Below are 20671 nucleotides of genomic sequence, written 5' to 3' on the forward strand. Positions count from 1 at the left end.
CCTAGCTTTATTCTTTTGATTTAGCAATATTGAATTTGTGAATATAACCTAATAAGAAGTATTGTCTAAGTACAATACTATTCTGGAAATGAGTTCTGTTGCCATACGTTCCCCAATAAGTGGCATTATTCTGATTCAAAATGTCAAATCCTGTAAGTTTCAGTTGAGAACTATTTTTAAGATTGTAATATAATGACGTATTTATAATGTGAAAGTTATTCCGTTCATTCATGCCACTTGCTCTATTCTGTAAGGAATAACTAGTCTCTATGTTGAATCGTTTTATTCCTGTAATATTTAAACCTGCACCTATATCATGCGTGATATAGGTTGAATTTCTAAAGTCAGGATTGTCTTTCACTGAATTGGTATTATTTCTAATGTCTATTTTATACTTTGGCGCGAAAGCAATTTTATTTCTCCAACTGATGGAAAACTCTTGATTCAAAGATGCATTAAACATAGAATTCAGGTTTTCAATATCATTAATTGTATTGTAATTCTGATGTGTGTAAATGAAAGGTGAGGATGAAAAATAATATTGCCAATTTTTAGAACCTTTCAGATTATACCTAAAATAGAAACTACCACTATATCTATTTGTAGCTCCACTTTGGTAAGATTGTCCAGTATGTTGTCCTGTATTAGGAACCATCCAAGATCGATATGCTGAAGATTTATCTTCGTAATAATAGTTCAAATTAAATCCAAATTGAATTTTTTGATTGAACTTATTAAATCTCAAAGAAACATTTTGAATCTCTACTGGATCAAAGTTTAATGAAGGCAATTGTGTGGAAGTAGGATTGAGATTGTATGTCTGTGTGCGAATATTAGAATAGGGATCTCTTACATCTTTTGACCAACTCGTATGTACTGTTTTGTACCTAATATTGATGTTGGGTAACCAATAGGTATTCTTTATATTTCTTTGGGTATTAATTGAAATAAAATCAAAATCATTATGCTTTATTTGATAGGCAGTCCCGAAGTTAATATCTAAATCTTTTAGTGGTTTATAATAAAATTTTATTCCTGATATATAATCTTGTGTATTGATTTCATAACTGTTTTCTAGATCTGTGCCATGTACTTGTCCCGCGTTGTTTCTATTATAAAAAAATGTTTCAAGTGGCCTATCTATAATATTTCTCACAGTAAAATAAGTGTCAAAGTTTAGCTTCTTGATCATTCTATTTTGATAGCTTGTACTGAAATAAATATTATTGTCTAGACGGTCTTCAATATTATTAGACCAAATACTAGTATTTGGTTGATTTTCTTTGAATAGTTTAGTGATACTTTCGTCGAGTATATCGTTGTTCTTCGAACTGTAATTTATCGAATTCGTAAATGTCACAAGGTGTTGGGGGTTAATCTGTTTTTCAAAGAATAGATCGTGTCCATAGGAAAATCTTTTTCTGTTTGTTAAGCTATTCGACGAGTTACGATTTAGTGAATCAATAGCACTCAAAGTATAACTGCTGCCCAAGTTAATTGATGAGTTCTTACTGAAGCTTATCCTAGGCTTAAATTCAATAAACATTGTCGTATCAAATCGATGTCTAAATAAAGTTGTAATATCGTGCTGATTTTCGTTTTGTGAATCCGAGCTTGCATATGATGCAGTTTCTTCATACTCATTTAACAGCATTTTACTTACTGTGTTGTAATCAGTGTATGTATTGTTTTTTTTGAACATATACATTACATTGAGCTTGGTCTTTTTGCCCCAATCGTAGTTTAGATTGAAGCCTAACCCTATATTATTACCAATTCCCCAATAATTTCTACCCCCAAAATCATTAAATCCATAATTCTCCGATCGGCCTAATCCTGCATGTTGATTTAATTCGTTATAGTCAAAACTTTCTCTGTTGATGTTATTGCCAAATCCGATGAAACTAAGCTGTAAGGTATCTCTAAATGTGTTAAATAGCGCACCAGCTTCATACCTATCTCTCGTGCCACCACTGGCATATGCTTTTCCAAAATCTGTCCTTAATAATTCTTTTTTAAATTTCAAGTTTATGGTAATAGGAAGATTTTCTTCATTTTCAACCGTTTTTTTTGATTCCCCCCGATCGCGATATACTTGCACTGTTTTCACAAGACTAGCATCTAGATTTCGTGTGGCAATACGAAAATCACTTGCAAAAAAATCTTTTCCATTTACTTTAACTTGACTTACCTCCTTACCTTGGTAATATATTTTGCCATCCATGTTTACTTGTAGACCAGGCAGTTCTTTCAATAATTCTTCTACATTAGCATTTGGTCTAGTTTTGAAATAGTCTGCATTGTACTCCAATGTATCTTTATTCATTCGTATGGGAGGAGCTGCGGTCACGACCACTTCATCAATGGATTTGCCGCCTAATTGTATGCTACCAAAATCTTTGATTAGATTATTATCAATTTCAAATTCTGTAAGATATGTTTCGGCATTGATGTGTGTAATAAATAAGTTAAGCTTGGTGAGGATTGGTAGCTTGATAAATTCAAATTTACCCTTTTCATCAGTCAAGGAATAGGACAGCACAGTTGAATCTTTAGGGTTGATTATCGAAATAGTAGCTTTGGCTAATGCCTTATTTTCAGCATCAATTATATGCCCTGAAATTTTCCCTTTATTTTGAGCTATTAACTGTCCAAAAATCAAAATTAATACTAAAGATAGAAAGTATGACTTCATAATTATCTGGTTAATAGCACTAAAATATTATTATAAATCGTTAAAAAGTGTCAATTAAGTTTTTTTAACTATTAATTTTATAATAGTATTGTGCAGAAATGTAAAAAGTCCATTTGAATTCAATTCAGATGGACTTTTTATTTATTAGTGGAAGTTTTTTTACCTTCCAGTGCCTTGAGCATCAGCTAATGGCATATCCACCACAGGTTTTTTATCGCGATTTGCAATTTCCCATGTTGTATTGAAAATCAATTTCTCACGTTTTATCATCATTGGGAAATCAATTTTATCTACAGTGTCTTCTGGTGTATGGTAGTGTGGGTGCAATCCAGAGAAGAAAAATAACGATGGAATACCATTCTTCGCAAAGTTGTAGTGATCAGAACGGTAATACAAGCGCATTGGTTCTTCTGGATGATCGTAGTCATAATCCAATTTCATTTTTGTCTCAGCATTCGCTTTTTCTACGATTGGCTTTAAGTCCGAACTTAATTTATTGACACCAATCACGTGAATATAATTATGGTCACCATTCAAATGTTTATCATCGATACGACCAATCATATCAATATTAAGACAAGCTACAGTTTGTGTTAAAGGAATGATAGGATTTTCTACATAAAATTGAGAACCTAATAGACCTTTTTCTTCTGCCGCCAATGCAATAAATAAAATACTGCGACGAGGACCTTTTCCTTCTTTCTTAGCTTGTGCAAAAGCTTTAGCTAATTCAACAACAGCAACAGTACCCGAACCATTATCATCAGCTCCAGGGAAGTAAGTGCCGTCTGGCAAAATACCATCATGATCCCAGTGTCCACTTACAACGATAACTTCATCTTTCAGATCAGTACCTTCTAGGTAACCAATTACATTTGGATCATTTAGCTTATCATTCTTAACACCCATAGAGGCTTGCACCGGCGATTTAATAACTGGAGGTTGTGCAGCTGCACTCGTAGTTTTAGAGGTAAAATTATTTACGCTGGTACCAATTTTTGAAAGTAATTGATCCGCTAATGAAGTTTTGATATGCACTACAGGGACAGATGTTCTTGTAGCTTGATTAACATTTCCTTTATCTAGGCCAACGCGTCCCATCATTCCACGGTTGTTCATGCGTTTGATCATTTCCTCATTTTGAGAACTTGTCGCCAGAATCAATTTTGGATTTAACTTTGTTAACTCTTGGATTCTTTTGAAGCGACTTGTGCTCCACATTGATTTCGAAGTGCTCCCCGAAATAATAGATTTTCCATCTGCGTCAACAGGTTCGCCTTCGTTTATGATTAAAACAACCTTTCCTGTAATATCAATGTTTTTTAATTCATTGTATTTTTCATCTTGAATACCGTAACCTAAGAAAATAATCTCATCAGATGAGAATGTAGCGTCAGTATTATCTCCTTGCACATAAAAATCCTGACCGTATACTAAATTTTGGCCAGCAAGTGTGAAGTTCTGAACTTTATACGCTACTTGTAATAAAGAAACAGGTTGGTAATACGATCCATTTACAATGGGTTTTAAACCATACGATTGAAATTGATCAGCTACATACTTTACAGTTTTTTGACCACCTTCTTGACCTGTTCCTCTTCCCGCAAATTCTTTACTTGCCAGAATAGTCAAATGGTTTTTCGATGATTCTTCCGTAATGGTATTAGCATATTTTGAAGGTGATTGTGCCACCGAACAGCTATAAGCTAGAGGAAGAATAAAAAATATTGAAAGGATTTTTCTCATAGTCAGTTTATGATTATTGGTTAAGCACAAGAGATTTTATTTACACGTGTTGCGTGTCTTCCACCTTCGAATTCAGTAGTAATAAAAGTTTGTGCGATTTTTTTTGCTAATTCTAGATCGATGAAACGTGCAGGAATACATAATACATTCGCATTATTGTGTTGACGTGCTAAAGCAGCGATTTCATTTTGCCATGCAATAGCTGCGCGGATTCCTTGATGTTTATTTGCTGTAATTGCCACTCCATTCGCGCTACCACAAATTAAAACACCTAATTCATTTTCTTGATTTTCTACCGAAGAAGCTACAGGATGTGCGTAATCAGGATAATCTACTGAATCTCCAGTCGCAGGACCAAAATCTTGAACTTCATGTCCCAACTCTTTCAAATACGCTACCAAAGTCTCTTTGTAATCGTAACCTGCGTGATCGCTGCCTATTGCAATTTTCATAGTATTATATTTTTAATTAGTATAAAATTCTTTTTCTTTTTGTTGTTTCTTACGATGTACGTTTGCCGATACCGATATACTCAATTCATATAAGATAAACATCGGCGCACTTACGGTAAGCAAAGTAATAACATCCGCTGTAGGTGTAATTATCGCTGCTATAATCAAGATGATAACAATCGCATAGCGTCTACTCGCACGCATAAATTGCGGTGTCATTAAGCCTAATTTTGATAGTATAAAGATCAAAATAGGTAATAAAAATATCACTCCACAGCCCAATGTCAACGTGGCAATTGTTGATAAATAAGAGTCAATAGTAATTTGGTTTGTAATCTCTGTACTTAAAGAAACGTTTGCCAAGAAATTGACTGAAAGAGGAACAACAATGTAATATCCAAACAAAGCTCCGAGAGCAAATAGGATAGAAGCATAAAACACAAATCCACTAGCAGATCTTCTTTCTACGTCTGTCAACGCTGGCTTTACAAATAACCATACTTCAAACAATAAATACGGAAATCCTAATGCTACAGCCATCAGCAAACAAGAATTAATCTGTAACATAAACTGTCCAGCCAATTCTGTATTGATAATGTTAAAAGGAATTTTTTCTACACAAAACCCATCCAAGTTCAATAAGTCTCCCACTTTACACATCATACGGTAAGTCCAAAAATCTAAATTTTTAGGACCCATAATGATTTGATTGAACACAAAATCGTAAAATGTAAATGAAAGTATTGCAAATACAGCAACAGCTATTACAGCACGGATGATATGCCATCTCAAGACTTCTAGGTGCTCGAAGAATGACATCTCTGCTTCTAAGTTCTTTCCTTTATTCTTTATAGCGTCGATGAGTTTTTTATTTGACATAAGCAATTTTAAGTAACGAAAACAAAAATACCATTCTTTGGGATAAGAATGGTATTTAATTAAATATCAACACAAAATTTTTACGCTTCCTCTTCTTCTGGGTATTCAGAAAGATCAAAAGTTTCCATGAATTTTGTAGTAAAATTACCTGCTCTGAAATTTGGATCACGCATTAATCTCAAATGCAATGGAATAGTGGTCTTAATACCTTCGATTACAAATTCGCTTAATGCTCTTTCCATCGTAGCGATTGCTTCTTCACGCGTTTGAGCCACACAGATCAATTTCGCAATCATAGAGTCATAGTTTGGTGGAATAGTATATCCAGCATATACGTGCGTATCTACACGTACACCATGACCACCTGGAGAGTGGAAATTAGTAATGCGACCTGGTGAAGGACGGAAATTATTAAATGGATCTTCAGCATTGATACGACATTCTATGGCATGCATAGTAGGCTCGTAACTTTTTCCTGAAATAGGAATACCAGCAGCCACTTTAATTTGTTCTTTGATCAAATCAAAGTTGATTACTTCTTCCGTAACAGGGTGCTCAACTTGAATACGAGTATTCATTTCCATAAAGTAGAAGTTGCGGTGTTTGTCCACCAGGAACTCAATTGTACCCGCACCTTCATAATTTACAGCAGTAGCTCCTTTGATAGCTGCTTCACCCATTTTTGCACGCAATTCAGGTGTAATAAATGGAGAAGGAGCTTCTTCTACTAATTTTTGGTGACGACGTTGGATCGAACAGTCACGCTCAGACAAGTGACATACTTTACCGTATTGGTCACCAATTACCTGAATCTCGATGTGACGCGGTTCTTCAACGAATTTTTCTAAATAAATCCCATCATTACCGAAAGCTGCGCCAGCTTCTTGACGTGCGGAATCCCAGTTTGGTTCGAACTCTTCATCTTTCCAGATGATACGCATACCACGGCCACCACCACCTGCAGTAGCTTTGATAATAACAGGGTAGCCAATTTCATTAGCTAATTTGATACCTGTTTTTACGTCAGGTACAAGACCATCAGATCCAGGTACTGTAGGAACGCCAGCTTTTTTCATTGTATTTTTAGCTGAAGCTTTATCTCCCATCTTCTCAATTTGGTCTGCAGTAGCACCAATAAACTTGATACCATATTCAGCACAAATTGCTGAGAATTTAGCATTCTCAGATAAAAATCCGTATCCTGGGTGGATTGCATCTGCATTTGTTAATTCAGCAGCTGCAATGATATTTGGAATATTTAAATAAGAATCTTTACTTGCTGGAGGACCAATACAGACAGCTTCATCTGCAAAGCGTACGTGCAAACTATCTTTATCTGCTGTTGAATATACAGCGACACTCTTGATGCCCATCTCGCGACATGTGCGAATGATACGTAGAGCGATTTCCCCTCTATTTGCTATTAATATTTTTTTGAACATAAGGAATGACTTAATATACCAATTGTACTATGCTTGCATAGCATCTTATTAAACTCAAAAAGCTGCCTAGGGCAGCTAGAGATTATCTTGGATCAACTAAGAATAATGGTTGATCGTATTCAACTGGTTGCGCGTCGTTCACTAAAATTTTAACGATTTTACCAGAAACTTCCGATTCAATTTCGTTGAATAATTTCATTGCCTCGATAATGCATAACGGTTTTCCTGGTGCAATCTCATCACCTACATTGATAAAGGCTGGTTTATCAGGACCTGGAGAACGATAGAACGTACCAATCATCGGTGATTTAACTGTGATGTAGCTAGACTCATCAGATGCTGGAGCCGCTGGTGTAGCAGGGGTAGTCGCTGCAGGTGCTACCGGAGCCGCTGGTGCAGGAGCCGCAGCAGGGATAGCTGCTGGTACTGTCGCTGTTACATACGTTGGTTCTTGATTTGTCTTTATCGTGATTTTGAAATCTTTCTCTTCAATCGATACTTCATTCACACCTGATTTAGATACGAATTTAATCAAGTCTTGAATTTGTTTAATGTCCATACTCATGATAGTAGGTTTTGTCAAATTTGTTTATTAATTATTAAAAATTAGTCGATAAATATAGGAAAAATTGACTTAGCTAATAAGCCCATTTTAAATAAACTGATCCCCAAGTGAATCCTCCACCGAAAGCAGCTAATATTAAATTATCACCTTTTTTCAATTGGCTTTCCCATTCCCATAAACATAATGGGATAGTACCACTTGTGGTATTTCCGTACTTATGAATATTTACCATTACTTTTTCTTCTGGTAAACCTGCACGTTCAGCGGTAGCGTCGATAATTCTTTTGTTAGCTTGATGTGGCACTAACCATGCTACGTCATCAGCTGTCAAATTATTGCGTTGCATAATTTCATGTGCAACATCTGCCATGTTTGTAACAGCAAATTTGAAAACTGTACGACCTTCTTGGTAGGCATAGTGTAAACCTGCTTCTATAGTTTCGTGCGTTGCAGGGTTCAATGAACCTCCGCCTTTGATGTTTAAGAATTGACCGCCCGAGCCATCAGTTTTTAGAATAGTATCTTGTATGCCGTTACCTTCATCATTTGGTTCTAACAATACTGCTCCACATCCATCACCAAATAGAATACACGTATTGCGATCTTTGTAGTTTACTACAGAAGACATTTTGTCTGCGCCGACAACCAATACTTTCTTATGTTTTCCTGATTCAATAAATTGAGTTCCTGTTGTCAATCCGAATAAGAAACCAGAACAAGCTGCTTGTAGATCGTAACCCCAAGCATTTTTAGCTCCGATTTTGTCTGCTAAGATATTTGCTGTGGCTGGGAATAACATATCTGGAGTACTTGTACAGAAAATAATCAAATCGATTTCTTCTGCAGTAATACCTCTCTTTTCTAATAGACCTTTTACTGCGGGTACTGCAAGATCTGAGGTAGCTAATCCTTCTCCTTTTAAGATACGGCGTTCTTTAATACCAGTACGAGAGACAATCCATTCGTCATTCGTATCCACCATAGTTTCAAGTTCCTTGTTTGTCAATACATAATCAGGAACATATCCGTTTACCGCCGTGATAGCTGCGTGAATTTTAGACATATAATGTTAGTTAAAAGCAGTTTTAATCTTATCGATAAATTTCGATTCGATCATACCTTTAGATAGTAATACCATATTTTTTATAGCAGTAGGAGAGGAGATTCCATGTCCAATTAATACAGGAGCATTCACACCTAGAATTGGACTTCCACCATATTGCTCATAGTTGAACCTATCAAAGAAATCATCTTTAAAACCTTTTTTCAAAGTAACAACATAAAATGATTCGGCTAATTTAAGTACCACGTTTCCTGTATAACCATCACATACGTATACATCCGCATGATCCGAAAATAAGTCGCGGCCTTCGGCATTGCCTATGAAATTAATTTTAGGGTTTGATTTGAGTAAAGGATAGGTTGAGATTGTTAGGGCATTACCTTTTTCTTCTTCTTCGCCAATGTTTAATAAACCTACTTTAGGATTTTGGATGTTGTACACATATTCTGCATACAAACTGCCTAATAAAGCGAATTGGTTTAACATTTCAGGTTTACAATCTGCGTTAGCTCCCACATCCAAAAGAATTCCAAAGCCTTCTTTTAATTTGGGTACATTCGTTGCGATTGCTGGTCGCATTACTCCTGGAATAGTTTTAACGCTGAACATAGCTCCCACAAGCATGGCGCCTGTGTTGCCGGCAGAAGAGAAGGAGTCTATCTCGCCATTTTTTAGTAATTCAAAACCTTTAGCGATGCTTGAATTAGGCTTCTGTGTGATAGCTTTGGTAGGATGCTCATGCATAGAGATAGCATCTGGTGCATGTACGTAATCAAATAATGATGGGTCTGCGCCTGCTTCTTCTATGGCTTTTCTTGTGTCTTCCTCAGGACCAATCAACACTATGCGTTGATCATCAGAAAGACTTTTTTGTGCTTCAATAGCACCTAGTATGTTTGATTTTGGGGCAAAATCCCCACCTAGAACGTCTAATCCTATCTTCATCCGTTATTATTTTTCTCCTTCAATAATACGCAAAAACATCCCAAAGTAAAGCAAAAAAATCTATTTTTTACTCAATTTGGGATGTTTTCTCTAAAGATATTTTTAGACAGCTGCTGCTCTCTCAACGATTAATTTACCGTTGTAATATAAGTTGCCATCAACTTCGTACGCTTTGTGAGGTACGTGTACAGCACCAGTTTCTTTACAAACTGTCAATGTAGGTTTTTCAGCCTTATAGTGCGTTCTTCTTTTGTCTCTTCTTGATTTCGAAGTTTTACGTTTTGGATGTGCCATCTCGTATTATGTTTTTTAATTGTTTTTAATATTCTTTAATGCGGCCCAACGCGGGTCAATGTTTTCTTCCTCTATGTCCGATCCTTCTTCTTCTGAACTGATTTTAGCGAGCATCTCTGGATCACACGTAATATTTACACCTTGCTCAGTACATTTTGTATAATACGGAACTTGTACATTAATGTATTCGTACAACAGGTTTGCTATATCAAGCTCATGATCTGTTTTATTGAGAATAATTACTTCATCAGTTTCGTTGTCCCACTCTTCATTGATGAATTTTACTATAATTCTTTCTTGAAAAGATACAGGAGCATCGAATTCGGCTAAGCATACATCACAATTCAATTTTATCGTACCCTGAATGTCAAAATTGACAATCAGCATGGCTTCCTGTTTTTGTAGGGAGACGTTAGCGGTAAGATTACCTTTCTTTACTAATGAATGCTCGTAGCAGTCAAAGAACTTATCGTTTATCTCAAACTCAAAATCGTGCTTTCCTGCTGCTAATCCCGAAAATGGAATTCTATATTGTTTTAGATACTTCACAATCTTGTATTTGAGCCTGCAAAATTAATGTTTTATATTTTAGGATGCAATTATTTTGTGAAATAATTATTCATCATCACCATAATATTTTACACCTAATTCTATTTTTTCACGTCCATTCGCCATACGCCATTTATTCGTGTCGCGTAGCGAATATGCACAGCCACAGTACTCTTGCATGTAGAATTTCTCACGTTTGCTAATTTCTAACATACGAGCGGAGCCGCCTTTTTTTCGCCAGTTGAATGTCCAATAATCCATATTAGGCCATCTCGATGCTGCACGCAAACCACAGTTGTTGATCTGCTCCATATTCTTCCAGCGAGAAATCCCTAAGGAGCTGGATATTACGTCAAATCCATTTGCGGCAGCGTATTCTGCTGTTTTTTCGAATCGCATATCGAAACACATGGTGCATCTTTCGCCTCTTTCAGGAGCATGCTCCATGCCTTTGGCTAATTCAAACCAATGGTCAACGTCATAATCCGCATCGATGAAGGGGATATTGTGTTTCTCAGCAAAACGAATATTCTCTTCTTTACGAATGTCGTATTCTTTGCGTGGATGAATATTTGGATTGTAGAAATAGATAGTGAATTCTATATCAGATGCAATCAAAGCCTCCATGACTTCGCCGGCACAAGGAGCACAGCAGGAGTGCAGAAGTAATTTTTTGCCCTGATTAGGTAATTCAAGTTTCTCTCTTATCAATTCTTTTTTAGTTTCCATAGCCTCAAAGGTATTCGACTACAATTTTACGGAAATCTGCTGGCTTTTAAAAGTAATTTCAATTTTGTAACGTTCAGAATGCTATTTTCGTTTAAATACTTACTAACAAAAATTTATACATTTGTAAACGAAGTAATCGATTCGAATTATATGCGCAAATTATTATTTTTATATTTAATACCGACACTATTAATAGGAGCTATTTCATGTCAACGTGATGATGATGAACCACCAGCAAGAGAGATAAAAGCTATTTCAAGATTATACGTTTCTACTTCAGATTATCAGGCTGGAGCGTCGACTAATTTAGAAAATATCTGGATTGTGGATCCCGCTGATGGCGATACTTTTCCCGCAGAATCAGATGTGAAAGGTTATGTGTCCGCAGCAAAAGGGGGTAGAACTATTCATTATTCTCCGTTGAGCAATGGTATGATATTTCAATCGGGGATAAATTCACCTGGTTTAAATGATACTTCCATTCAAGTGTTATCTGTGAATGTTTTGGGAGTGCCTTCGAGCCGCGCAAAGTTACCGAACAGAAGGTTAGACAATGTAAGGGGGATGCATTACACCGTTGTAAATAACGCCACGGGTACTTTAGCTCAAGAGTTTCTATTAGCTATTCAAAAATCGGATACTGTTGCTACACCTTATTTATTTGCTTTTTATAAGCCTATTAATTCAGGTTTCTATGCTAAACCTCGTTTTCAAATGGTATTAGATTTTATTCCTTGGGGTATAACGATGGATGAAAAGGATGTATATATTGTTCGTACAGGAGATGCGAGTATTGAAGGGGCGGTTGTATCTTATAAAGGATTTGCTCAAAATCTCATCGAGAAATCGGATACTACGTTAACAAATATTTCTCCAACCTATACCTTAACAATTGAAGGTGCTAGAAATTTAAGAGGGATTTCTTATTCTAAATCAAAAGATATATTATTATTGACTGATTATTCGGTAGTTGGTAACGAAGTTAGAGATGGTCGAATTTTAGTGTTTGAAAACTTTTCTTCGCATAGTACTACACAAAAAATTACGCCTACGCGTATTATAACTGGCGCTGCTACAAAACTCAAACAGCCAATGGATGTGGCGATTGACTCTCGTGCAGACGGTAAATATATCTATGTCGCTGATTCTGGAGCTAAAAGAGTTTTTCGTTATTTGATTGAAGATAACGGGAATGTTGCTCCTAATGCAGAATTAAACTTAAGAGGTAGAACACCCGAAAGTATTTCGTTGGATGCGCGTTAATCTTCGATAATTTTTAAAAGGATGTCAATTTCCTCTCTTTTCTGAGGATTCCCAATATTTTCATAAGCCGTTATTAAATTGCGTAATACGCGTTTAATAATGGCTTTGTTCGTACAGGGCATGGTGTATTCTTCACTTGAAGGAAGGTTCAATTGCTTCAAGAAGGAATGTATATCGTTTTGATGCATGATTTGGCCTCTATTGAACGCGTTGATGTAAAACAAGGGAGGTTGTTCCATATCTTCCATGTACGCTACTATAAAGTGTTTTGGAAGATTTATGCCATAAATCGGGATATCCAATTGTTGGGCGATGATGCTATATATACACGATAAGGAAATAGGATTTCCACGTTTTGTTTCTAATACTTTATGAATAAAGGAGTTTTGCGGATCGTGATAATTTGTGGTATTGCCTGAAAGTCCAAATTCGCGGAAGATTATATTGTTAAGCAGTTTTACTTTCTCCAGCGGACTCATATCGTACATTAATTGAAACCACGCGTTTCGCTTCAGTTCCGAGATGGTCAACAATACATTATTTTCATCCAAATTAGGGTATTGGTATCGATTTATAATTAATAGACCTTCTAGTAAGTCATCATTGTTTTTTAAATCCCAAAATTGAAGATCATATTTTATCTGGTCAAATTGGATTTTGTGAATTATATTTTCAATTCTAGACTGAGATAATGGATCAAACGAAGATTCCCAATTTTCTTCCAGTAGTGGAATTACTTCTGGGCCAAATGTCACAAGACGTTGCTCCAACTGATTGAAAATTTCTGTATCTGGATCGTCTAATAAAGATATTATCGCTTTTACCTCTCTCTCATTCATATATTAAATTTAGTAAAATTGATTCATTTATTAAGAATTCAGCTTTCAAAAATTGTTAATCAATATGTGTATTTTTGCGCTATGATTTATCTTCTGAAAAAAATCAAGCATTTTATCACGTCAAATAGCCGTCATGGTACGCACTCCCCATTTGTATATGCTTTGACTGATGAATTGATTTATAATAAGAACATCACGCGAAGTAAATCGTTGATAGAGGATATTATAGATTATTATAATGTAAAAGGGGTGGAGAGTTCTTCTTTTTTAATTACCGATTTTCATCAGCATTCTTTAGACGATCTATTGGCTTTACAAGATTCGTATTTTATGATTTTCGTCAAAGACATACATCAAAAGGCAACTCATAGAAGAATCTGGAAATCCATGCAGGAACATACAGATTTTGTGGTATTGATTGATTTATTTGAATTTGGAATAATCTGTAAAAGAAAAGAGCAACCCAAGGAATCCTTTAAGTTGCGCTTTCCGTATTGGTTCTATTAAAACGCTTCGCTTAAGCTGAGGTAAAAACCTGTTTGCCTTTCTTCTCCAGTTCTTTTTTCCCCGAAAGCATAATCAAAACGTATACTGCTGCTATGTTCTATACTAAAGAAATAGCGCATACCAGCACCGTAACTAGGTATAAAGCGAGCTTTGTGTTCTGGAGAAAAAGTAGTACCAGTGCCGCCAAAAGCTAGTATTCCGAATCGAGGGTGGAAACGATAGCGTAATTCCGCTTGCGTAGCTAAATAGTTTTTGTCTTTATAGCGTCCTAAATAATATCCGCGCATAGTCATGTCTCCTCCTAAATCACGTAAACTATAAAAAGGAATATTTTCTCCATACGTGCCACGATATAAAATCTGCCCAGCAACGTTAACCTTTTTTGATAATGGGTGAAACCCGCGTACATCAGCTTCTAAAAGTGAACCGTTAAAGTCTGTTTCCTTGAATAATTGAGGGACAAAAGCATATTTGAAACGGCTGTAAAAACCTTTGTTTGTATAAGTGGTGACATCGCGTGTGTCATATAATGCAGATAATCCAATACTTGCATATTGTCCTCCTGTTTTTCCTGAAATGCTGGGATCTCTGTCGAAAATCCCTCCATTTTCTATGTCTTCAAATTTGAAATGATCATAACTTGTATTGACTCCAAGATATAATTTAGGAGCTATTCTTTTTTCTACATCTGCTTTAATGCGATAGAGTGTTTGATCTAAATAATCTTCGTCTGCTTTCCAAGTATTATTCCCTATGCCATAAAAGTTGAATGGCCAATCCCGCGCTCTGAGTTCTAGTAGGATATGGTAATCATTATTTTTTGTCCAAAGATCAGCGTTTATATTAATTTTTTTTTGCTTTTCCGTTGTGATAGTACTTATCAAAGAGATGTTAGAAGTGCGGCTTGTTACATTTTCTTTATCCAAATAGAAGTTGTAAGTAGCTGCGATTCCAAATTCTGCGCCAGTTTCTTGAGCGTATGCAAAGGCTGGTAAGATGAAAAAGCTTCCTTTTCGTGTGGTGTCACCCTGTGATGAAAAAGTGTTTTTGATAATTCTTTTGATAAAATTTGTGAAATCTTGAGCGTGTATAGATCCAGAAATGAGCAGCAATAAAAAAATAGTTAAGTGTTTTTTCATACAACATATGTTGAAAATTGTCGTTTCAAATATAACCCAAAACATTTGTAAAGGTTTGTTTAAATTTTTTAATGAAAAATTATTGAGCTGCATATCAGCTTAATGACGTTTTTGAATATCTTTTTTTGATTAAAAATTTTTGAAATGTGAATCCTGTGTCTATCTTTGCAACATCAAAAACGAACACAGGCGATGAATTGAGGACGTATTTTGATAGTGTTCTTTAAGAAATAAATAATAAAAAGTTTTTGATAAATTCTCTTGCAAATTTGAAATGAATTTTTCTATCTTTGCACCAGCTACTCGGAAGAGTAGATGTTCTTCGAGAGTTTGATAAGACAATAAAAATAAAAGCCTCCTTAGCTCAGCTGGTAGAGCAACTGACTTGTAATCAGTAGGTCATTGGTTCGATTCCGATAGGAGGCTCTAAATGTGAGAAATCACAGGTCTGGAGGGGTTCCAGAGCGGTCAAATGGGACGGACTGTAAATCCGTTGCTTCGGCTTCGAAGGTTCGAATCCTTCTCCCTCCACACTAATATTGTTAGTTTACAATTTAAATCAATATTAGAGGTTGTAAACAAAAGCGGAAGTAGCTCAGTTGGTAGAGCGATAGCCTTCCAAGCTATAGGTCGCGAGTTCGAACCTCGTCTTCCGCTCCAAATTTTCAAGGTTTTTCAGTCTCTATCTTTCATGGTTCAAATGTGTAAGGTGGAGGCATAATTCCGTAAATAAGCTTTTATAAAAAGCCGAAGTAGCTCAGGGGTAGAGCACTTCCTTGGTAAGGAAGAGGTCGTGGGTTCAAATCCCATCTTTGGCTCGATACAATAAGTTTATTATTTTTGTAACAGAATTTAATAAGAAATATTTAATAATTACTAATTCGCATAAACATGGCAAAAGAGAAATTTGACCGTAGTAAACCGCACTTAAACATAGGTACAATCGGTCACGTTGACCACGGTAAAACTACTACAACTGCAGCTATCACTAAAGTATTAGCTGATAAAGGTTTATCAGAAGCTCGTTCATTTGATTCAATTGACTCTGCTCCTGAAGAAAAAGAACGTGGTATCACTATTAACACAGCGCACGTTGAGTATTCAACAGCTAACCGTCACTATGCACACGTTGACTGTCCAGGTCACGCCGATTACGTGAAAAACATGGTTACTGGTGCTGCTCAAATGGACGGTGCTATCATCGTAGTTGCTGCTACTGATGGTCCTATGCCTCAAACTCGTGAGCACATCTTATTGGCTCGCCAAGTAGGTGTTCCTGCGTTAGTAGTTTTCATGAACAAAACTGACTTAGTTGATGATCCAGAATTATTAGACTTAGTTGAAATGGAAGTTCGTGAATTATTATCATTCTACGAATTCCCAGGTGATGATATTCCAGTAATCAAAGGTTCTGCTTTAGGTGCATTGAATGGTGAGCCTGAGTGGGTTGAAAAAATTATGGAATTAATGGATGCTGTAGATAACTACATTCCAATTCCTCCACGTTTGACTGACTTACCTTTCTTGATGCCAATCGAGGACGTATTCTCAATCACTGGTCGTGGTACAGTTGCTACAGGTCGTATCGAAAGAGGTGTAATCAACTCTGGTGATCCAGTTGAGATCTTAGGTATGGGTGCTGAGAACTTGAAATCTACAGTAACAGGTGTTGAGATGTTCCGTAAAATCTTAGATTACGGTGAAGCTGGTGATAACGTAGGTTTATTGTTACGTGGTATTGAGAAAACTGATATCAAACGTGGTATGGTTATCTGTAAACCAGGTTCAGTAACTCCTCACACAGATTTCAAAGCTGAGGTTTACGTATTATCAAAAGCTGAAGGTGGTCGTCACACTCCATTCTTCAACAAATACCGTCCTCAATTCTACTTCCGTACAACTGACGTAACGGGTGAAATTTCTTTACCAGAAGGTACTGAGATGGTTATGCCAGGTGATAACGTTACAATCACTGTTAAGTTGATCAACGCTATCGCTATGGAAAAAGGTCTACGTTTCGCTATCCGTGAAGGTGGTCGTACAGTAGGTGCTGGTCAGGTAACTGAAATCTTAGCGTAATCTTATAGATTATCTATAAAATATAAAATAAGCTAATTAGCTGATGCTGATTAGCTTATTTTTTTCAATGTAAATATTGTTCTTTAAATAGTAAAAAAAGCAAAAAATATTTGGTCTAATGCTAATAGAACACTATATTTGCATCACAAAATAAGAAATACACGGGCATAGTTTAAAGGTAGAACGAAGGTCTCCAAAACCTTTGGTCTGGGTTCGAGTCCTGGTGCCCGTGCTAAATAACTTAAATAAATAATCAAACAATGGCTAAAGTACTTGATTTTTTTAAAGAGTCTTATCAAGAGGTAACTGAGAAGGTTACTTGGCCTACTTGGTCTCAATTGCAAAACCATGCAGTGGTAGTACTTGTAGCTTCGTTGATCATAGCTTTAGTAGTATTGGTAATGGATAAGGCTTCAAGTAATGTATTGGAGTTATTATACGGTACTAAATAAAGTTCTATCTAGAAGAATAATATGGCTGATCAAAGTTTAAAGTGGTACGTTGTACGTGCTGTAAGTGGTAAAGAGAAGAAAGTAAAACAATACATAGAGGCGGAAGTTAATAGATTAGGTATTCAACACGTAGTACCTCAAGTGTTAATTCCGATGGAGAAGTATTACCAAATGCGCGACGGAAAAAAAGTAGCGAAAGAGCGTAACTACTATCCAGGATATGTATTAATAGAGGCTGCTTTAAATGGTGAAATCGAACACGCAATCAAAAATTTGAATAGTGTTATCGGTTTCTTAGGTGATAAAGCTGGTGTAGCAATTCCATTGCGTCAAGCTGAGGTGAATAGAATCTTAGGTAAAGTGGATGAAATGGCGGAGCAAGGTGAATCTATCAATGTAGCATACTTCGTAGGTGAGTCAGTGAAAGTGACAGATGGTCCTTTCAACGGATTTACGGGTGAGATTGAAGAGGTTCATGAGGATAAGAAAAAATTAACTGTAATGGTTAAAGTATTCGGTCGTAAGACACCACTTGAATTAAACTACATGCAAGTAGAAAAAGAATAATATTATTTATAATAAATTAAGCCTTCCTATTATACGTGGGAAGGCTTTTTTATGCTTAAATAAATTTTAGTAAGGTTAGTATTAAATATTTTCAGTATTCTTTTGTATTTAAAATATTCTTATTATCTTTGCACCTCGTTTAGTTGTGAAAACTATTGTTTAACGGTAAACGAAAAGTAAATGTTACGTTATTGCTTCCAACTTACTAACAAACATTTAACAAATTAAATTCAAAACAAAATGGCAAAAGAAGTCAGTGCGTTAGTAAAATTACAAGTTAAGGGCGGTGCAGCAAATCCATCTCCTCCAGTAGGACCTGCTTTAGGTGCTAAAGGTGTGAACATTATGGATTTCTGTAAACAGTTCAATGCTCGTACGCAAGACAAACCAGGTCAAGTATTACCAGTAGTAATTACTGTTTATGCTGACAAGTCATTTGATTTTATCATCAAAACTCCACCAGTAGCAGTTCAGTTAAAAGATGCTGCTAAATTGAAAAGTGGATCAGGTGAGCCAAATCGTAAAAAAGTTGCTTCTATTACTTGGGAGCAAGTTGAAACGATTGCAAAAGACAAAATGACTGACTTAAATGCTTTCACTGTAGAATCTGCAATGAGCATGGTAGCTGGTACAGCGCGTAGTATGGGTATCACTGTTTCAGGTGACGCTCCTTGGAAAAATTAATTAACGAAATCAGTTTAAGAAAGTGGCTAGATTAACAAAAAATCAAAAAGCGGCACTATCCAAAATTGAAGCTGGTAAAGCGTATACTTTGGCTGAAGCTTCTGCTTTAGTGAAAGAGATTACTACAACAAAATTTGATGCTTCTGTGGATATCGACGTACGTTTAGGCGTAGATCCACGCAAAGCGAATCAAATGGTTCGTGGTATTGCGACATTACCTCACGGGACTGGTAAGACTGTTCGTGTTTTAGCATTAGTAACTCCTGATAAGGAAGAAGAAGCTAAAGCTGCAGGTGCAGACTTCGTAGGTTTAGATGAGTACATCAGCAAAATTGAAGGTGGTTGGACTGACGTTGACATTATCATCACTATGCCTTCGGTAATGGCTAAAGTAGGTAAATTGGGTCGTATTTTAGGTCCAAGAAACTTAATGCCTAACCCTAAGACTGGTACAGTAACTACAGAGGTAGGTAAAGCTGTAACAGACGTAAAAGGCGGTAAGATCGATTTTAAAGTTGACAAAACAGGTATCATCCATACTTCGGTAGGAAAAGTGTCTTTCCCAGCAGAGAAGATTTACGAAAACGCTTTAGAAGTATTGCAAGTAATCGCTAAATTAAAACCTTCAGCAGCTAAGGGAACATACTTCAAGAGTATCCACATCTCATCAACTATGAGTCCGGGTATTCATGTAGAAACTAAATCAGTAGCAGGTATTTAATCATGAGAAAAGAAGAAAAACAAGAAATTGTTCAAGCTTTAGCAGAACAGATTAAATCTTACGGTAACTTCTATATTACTGATACTGCTGATTTAACTGTTGAAAAAATCAACGGAATTCGCCGTAAATGTTTCGATGCAGGTATCGTGATGCAAGTGGCTAAAAACACTTTGATCGAGAAAGCATTAATCGAAGCAGGTATCGAGTCTCCTGAGTTAGTAGGTGTATTGAAAGGTGCTTCTACATTATTATTCTCTGAGACAGGTAATGCTCCAGCGAAATTGATTAAAGAATTGCGTAAAGCAGGTGACAAACCAGTATTAAAAGCAGCATACATTCAAGAAACTGCTTTCGTAGGTGATGATCAATTAAATGCTTTAGTAACTCTAAAATCGAAAGAAGAGCTTATCGCAGACGTTATCGCGGCACTTCAATCTCCAGCGAAAAATGTTATCTCTGCTCTTTCATCGGGTGGAAATACAATCTCTGGCGTATTAAAAGCTTTAGAACAAAGAGGTTAACGAGCACCTTATACAATTAAAAAAGTTCGTAGTTTAATTAACAATATTTTTTAAAAGAACATTCAAAAAATCAAAATAAAATGGCAGATTTAAAACAACTTGCTGAACAGTTAGTTAACTTAACAGTAAAAGAAGTTAAAGAATTAGCTGATATCTTAAAAGACGAGTACGGTATCGAGCCTGCTGCTGCTGCTGTTGCAGTTGCTGCTGCTCCAGCTGAAGGTGGCGCTGCTGCTGCTGAAGAGAAAACTTCATTCGACGTTATCTTGAAAGAAGCTGGTGGTCAAAAATTAGCTGTAGTTAAATTAGTAAAAGACTTAGCTGGTTTAGGATTGAAAGAAGCTAAAGATTTAGTTGACGGTGCTCCTAAAGAATTAAAAGCTGGTGTTTCTAAAGACGAAGCTGAAGCTTTGAAAAAACAATTAGAAGAAGCTGGTGCTGTTGTTGAGATTAAATAATTTCAAATAACACCAAAACGAGATTAGACTCTGATAATTTATCAGAGTCTATTCCCGTTTTAATATATAATAAGTCTTTTCG

General features: G+C 36.0%; 22 protein-coding genes and 5 tRNA genes. 14 read left to right on the forward strand and 13 right to left on the reverse strand.

Features of this window, described 5'->3' with window-relative positions:
- Positions 1 to 7: 7 nt before the first annotated feature.
- The 11 genes from H8B04_RS12560 to H8B04_RS12610 all read right to left on the reverse strand — a co-directional run bounded on the left by H8B04_RS12560 (position 8) and on the right by H8B04_RS12610 (position 11359).
- Entirely contained in the window at positions 8 to 2695 is a 2688-nt protein-coding gene (locus H8B04_RS12560; protein WP_190302582.1) for a peptidase associated domain and porin domain-containing protein, read from the reverse strand.
- A 159-nt stretch (positions 2696 to 2854) separates the two neighbouring features.
- Positions 2855 to 4441 (reverse strand): M28 family peptidase, encoded by a 1587-nt coding sequence (locus tag H8B04_RS12565; RefSeq protein WP_190302583.1) that lies wholly within the window; start codon positions 4439 to 4441, stop codon positions 2855 to 2857.
- 20 nt (positions 4442 to 4461) lie between these two features.
- Positions 4462 to 4893, reverse strand: coding sequence for a ribose 5-phosphate isomerase B (gene rpiB, locus H8B04_RS12570; RefSeq protein WP_190302584.1), 432 nt, complete (start codon positions 4891 to 4893; stop codon positions 4462 to 4464).
- A 12-nt stretch (positions 4894 to 4905) separates the two neighbouring features.
- Positions 4906 to 5772: a twin-arginine translocase subunit TatC gene (gene tatC, locus H8B04_RS12575; protein ID WP_190302585.1), complete on the reverse strand. Its 867-nt coding sequence runs from the start codon at positions 5770 to 5772 to the stop codon at positions 4906 to 4908.
- Between the two features lie 80 nt (positions 5773 to 5852).
- On the reverse strand, positions 5853 to 7214 hold the full coding sequence (gene accC / locus H8B04_RS12580) for an acetyl-CoA carboxylase biotin carboxylase subunit (protein ID WP_165291588.1): 1362 nt from the start codon (positions 7212 to 7214) through the stop codon (positions 5853 to 5855).
- A gap of 82 nt (positions 7215 to 7296) precedes the next feature.
- Positions 7297 to 7779 carry an acetyl-CoA carboxylase biotin carboxyl carrier protein gene (gene accB / locus H8B04_RS12585; RefSeq protein WP_190302586.1) on the reverse strand — a complete coding sequence of 161 codons (483 nt, stop codon included), beginning with the start codon at positions 7777 to 7779 and terminating at the stop codon, positions 7297 to 7299.
- A 73-nt stretch (positions 7780 to 7852) separates the two neighbouring features.
- A complete protein-coding gene (locus H8B04_RS12590; RefSeq protein WP_165291590.1) occupies positions 7853 to 8842 on the reverse strand; it encodes a beta-ketoacyl-ACP synthase III in 990 nt (329 codons plus the stop codon).
- A 6-nt stretch (positions 8843 to 8848) separates the two neighbouring features.
- Positions 8849 to 9787, reverse strand: a complete 939-nt coding sequence (gene plsX / locus H8B04_RS12595) for a phosphate acyltransferase PlsX (RefSeq protein ID WP_165291591.1) — start codon at positions 9785 to 9787, stop codon at positions 8849 to 8851.
- A 102-nt stretch (positions 9788 to 9889) separates the two neighbouring features.
- Complete coding sequence (gene rpmF, locus H8B04_RS12600) at positions 9890 to 10081, reverse strand: 50S ribosomal protein L32 (protein ID WP_165291592.1); 192 nt, start codon at positions 10079 to 10081, stop codon at positions 9890 to 9892.
- Between the two features lie 15 nt (positions 10082 to 10096).
- Positions 10097 to 10630, reverse strand: coding sequence for a YceD family protein (locus tag H8B04_RS12605; RefSeq protein WP_165291593.1), 534 nt, complete (start codon positions 10628 to 10630; stop codon positions 10097 to 10099).
- A 66-nt stretch (positions 10631 to 10696) separates the two neighbouring features.
- Complete coding sequence (locus tag H8B04_RS12610; protein ID WP_190302587.1) at positions 10697 to 11359, reverse strand: epoxyqueuosine reductase QueH; 663 nt, start codon at positions 11357 to 11359, stop codon at positions 10697 to 10699.
- 150 nt (positions 11360 to 11509) lie between these two features.
- On the opposite strand from H8B04_RS12610, the gene H8B04_RS12615 reads away from it, so the two are divergent.
- Positions 11510 to 12622: an NHL repeat-containing protein gene (locus H8B04_RS12615; RefSeq protein WP_165291595.1), complete on the forward strand. Its 1113-nt coding sequence runs from the start codon at positions 11510 to 11512 to the stop codon at positions 12620 to 12622.
- Here the strand turns inward: H8B04_RS12615 and H8B04_RS12620 are convergent.
- Positions 12619 to 13461 (reverse strand): transglutaminase-like domain-containing protein, encoded by an 843-nt coding sequence (locus H8B04_RS12620; RefSeq protein ID WP_165291596.1) that lies wholly within the window; start codon positions 13459 to 13461, stop codon positions 12619 to 12621. The genes H8B04_RS12615 and H8B04_RS12620 overlap by 4 nt on opposite strands.
- A gap of 81 nt (positions 13462 to 13542) precedes the next feature.
- Between H8B04_RS12620 and H8B04_RS12625 the strand changes: the two genes are divergently transcribed.
- Positions 13543 to 13968, forward strand: a complete 426-nt coding sequence (locus H8B04_RS12625; RefSeq protein WP_190302588.1) for a hypothetical protein — start codon at positions 13543 to 13545, stop codon at positions 13966 to 13968.
- On the opposite strand, the gene H8B04_RS12630 is transcribed toward H8B04_RS12625, so the two are convergent.
- The gene (locus H8B04_RS12630; protein ID WP_190302589.1) at positions 13965 to 15107 is read right to left on the reverse strand and encodes a BamA/TamA family outer membrane protein; all 1143 of its coding nucleotides are present in this window, start codon (positions 15105 to 15107) and stop codon (positions 13965 to 13967) included. The genes H8B04_RS12625 and H8B04_RS12630 overlap by 4 nt on opposite strands.
- A gap of 353 nt (positions 15108 to 15460) precedes the next feature.
- Here H8B04_RS12630 and H8B04_RS12635 point away from each other — a divergent pair.
- The 12 genes from H8B04_RS12635 to rplL all read left to right on the forward strand — a co-directional run bounded on the left by H8B04_RS12635 (position 15461) and on the right by rplL (position 20589).
- Positions 15461 to 15533 (forward strand) — tRNA-Thr (locus H8B04_RS12635).
- Between the two features lie 24 nt (positions 15534 to 15557).
- Positions 15558 to 15638: transfer RNA gene (locus H8B04_RS12640), tRNA-Tyr, on the forward strand.
- 53 nt (positions 15639 to 15691) lie between these two features.
- Positions 15692 to 15767: transfer RNA gene (locus H8B04_RS12645), tRNA-Gly, on the forward strand.
- A gap of 86 nt (positions 15768 to 15853) precedes the next feature.
- Positions 15854 to 15925 (forward strand) — tRNA-Thr (locus H8B04_RS12650).
- Positions 15926 to 15998: 73 nt separating this feature from the next.
- The gene (gene tuf, locus H8B04_RS12655; RefSeq protein ID WP_093365846.1) at positions 15999 to 17186 is read left to right on the forward strand and encodes an elongation factor Tu; all 1188 of its coding nucleotides are present in this window, start codon (positions 15999 to 16001) and stop codon (positions 17184 to 17186) included.
- Positions 17187 to 17347: 161 nt separating this feature from the next.
- Positions 17348 to 17418, forward strand: a tRNA-Trp gene (locus H8B04_RS12660).
- Positions 17419 to 17446: 28 nt separating this feature from the next.
- Complete coding sequence (gene secE / locus H8B04_RS12665; RefSeq protein ID WP_165291598.1) at positions 17447 to 17638, forward strand: preprotein translocase subunit SecE; 192 nt, start codon at positions 17447 to 17449, stop codon at positions 17636 to 17638.
- A 21-nt stretch (positions 17639 to 17659) separates the two neighbouring features.
- Entirely contained in the window at positions 17660 to 18205 is a 546-nt protein-coding gene (gene nusG / locus H8B04_RS12670; RefSeq protein WP_165291599.1) for a transcription termination/antitermination protein NusG, read from the forward strand.
- Between the two features lie 240 nt (positions 18206 to 18445).
- On the forward strand, positions 18446 to 18889 hold the full coding sequence (gene rplK, locus H8B04_RS12675; protein WP_149913097.1) for a 50S ribosomal protein L11: 444 nt from the start codon (positions 18446 to 18448) through the stop codon (positions 18887 to 18889).
- A 22-nt stretch (positions 18890 to 18911) separates the two neighbouring features.
- Complete coding sequence (gene rplA / locus H8B04_RS12680) at positions 18912 to 19610, forward strand: 50S ribosomal protein L1 (protein ID WP_165291600.1); 699 nt, start codon at positions 18912 to 18914, stop codon at positions 19608 to 19610.
- 2 nt (positions 19611 to 19612) lie between these two features.
- A complete protein-coding gene (gene rplJ, locus H8B04_RS12685; RefSeq protein WP_165291601.1) occupies positions 19613 to 20131 on the forward strand; it encodes a 50S ribosomal protein L10 in 519 nt (172 codons plus the stop codon).
- A gap of 80 nt (positions 20132 to 20211) precedes the next feature.
- The gene (gene rplL / locus H8B04_RS12690; RefSeq protein ID WP_002992785.1) at positions 20212 to 20589 is read left to right on the forward strand and encodes a 50S ribosomal protein L7/L12; all 378 of its coding nucleotides are present in this window, start codon (positions 20212 to 20214) and stop codon (positions 20587 to 20589) included.
- The last annotated feature ends 82 nt before the right edge of the window (positions 20590 to 20671 follow it).

It is taken from the genome of Sphingobacterium litopenaei (assembly GCF_014692495.1).
GTDB classification, from domain to species: domain Bacteria; phylum Bacteroidota; class Bacteroidia; order Sphingobacteriales; family Sphingobacteriaceae; genus Sphingobacterium; species Sphingobacterium litopenaei.

Coding starts and splice junctions, on each gene's coding strand:
- H8B04_RS12560 (WP_190302582.1), bottom strand. CDS start 2,695: ATGAAGTCATACTTTCTATCTTTAGTATTAATTTTGATTTTTGGACAG.
- H8B04_RS12565 (WP_190302583.1), bottom strand. CDS start 4,441: ATGAGAAAAATCCTTTCAATATTTTTTATTCTTCCTCTAGCTTATAGC.
- rpiB (WP_190302584.1), bottom strand. CDS start 4,893: ATGAAAATTGCAATAGGCAGCGATCACGCAGGTTACGATTACAAAGAG.
- tatC (WP_190302585.1), bottom strand. CDS start 5,772: ATGTCAAATAAAAAACTCATCGACGCTATAAAGAATAAAGGAAAGAAC.
- accC (WP_165291588.1), bottom strand. CDS start 7,214: ATGTTCAAAAAAATATTAATAGCAAATAGAGGGGAAATCGCTCTACGT.
- accB (WP_190302586.1), bottom strand. CDS start 7,779: ATGAGTATGGACATTAAACAAATTCAAGACTTGATTAAATTCGTATCT.
- H8B04_RS12590 (WP_165291590.1), bottom strand. CDS start 8,842: ATGTCTAAAATTCACGCAGCTATCACGGCGGTAAACGGATATGTTCCT.
- plsX (WP_165291591.1), bottom strand. CDS start 9,787: ATGAAGATAGGATTAGACGTTCTAGGTGGGGATTTTGCCCCAAAATCA.
- rpmF (WP_165291592.1), bottom strand. CDS start 10,081: ATGGCACATCCAAAACGTAAAACTTCGAAATCAAGAAGAGACAAAAGA.
- H8B04_RS12610 (WP_190302587.1), bottom strand. CDS start 11,359: ATGGAAACTAAAAAAGAATTGATAAGAGAGAAACTTGAATTACCTAAT.
- H8B04_RS12615 (WP_165291595.1), top strand. CDS start 11,510: ATGCGCAAATTATTATTTTTATATTTAATACCGACACTATTAATAGGA.
- H8B04_RS12620 (WP_165291596.1), bottom strand. CDS start 13,461: ATGAATGAGAGAGAGGTAAAAGCGATAATATCTTTATTAGACGATCCA.
- H8B04_RS12625 (WP_190302588.1), top strand. CDS start 13,543: ATGATTTATCTTCTGAAAAAAATCAAGCATTTTATCACGTCAAATAGC.
- H8B04_RS12630 (WP_190302589.1), bottom strand. CDS start 15,107: ATGAAAAAACACTTAACTATTTTTTTATTGCTGCTCATTTCTGGATCT.
- tuf (WP_093365846.1), top strand. CDS start 15,999: ATGGCAAAAGAGAAATTTGACCGTAGTAAACCGCACTTAAACATAGGT.
- secE (WP_165291598.1), top strand. CDS start 17,447: ATGGCTAAAGTACTTGATTTTTTTAAAGAGTCTTATCAAGAGGTAACT.
- nusG (WP_165291599.1), top strand. CDS start 17,660: ATGGCTGATCAAAGTTTAAAGTGGTACGTTGTACGTGCTGTAAGTGGT.
- rplK (WP_149913097.1), top strand. CDS start 18,446: ATGGCAAAAGAAGTCAGTGCGTTAGTAAAATTACAAGTTAAGGGCGGT.
- rplJ (WP_165291601.1), top strand. CDS start 19,613: ATGAGAAAAGAAGAAAAACAAGAAATTGTTCAAGCTTTAGCAGAACAG.
- rplL (WP_002992785.1), top strand. CDS start 20,212: ATGGCAGATTTAAAACAACTTGCTGAACAGTTAGTTAACTTAACAGTA.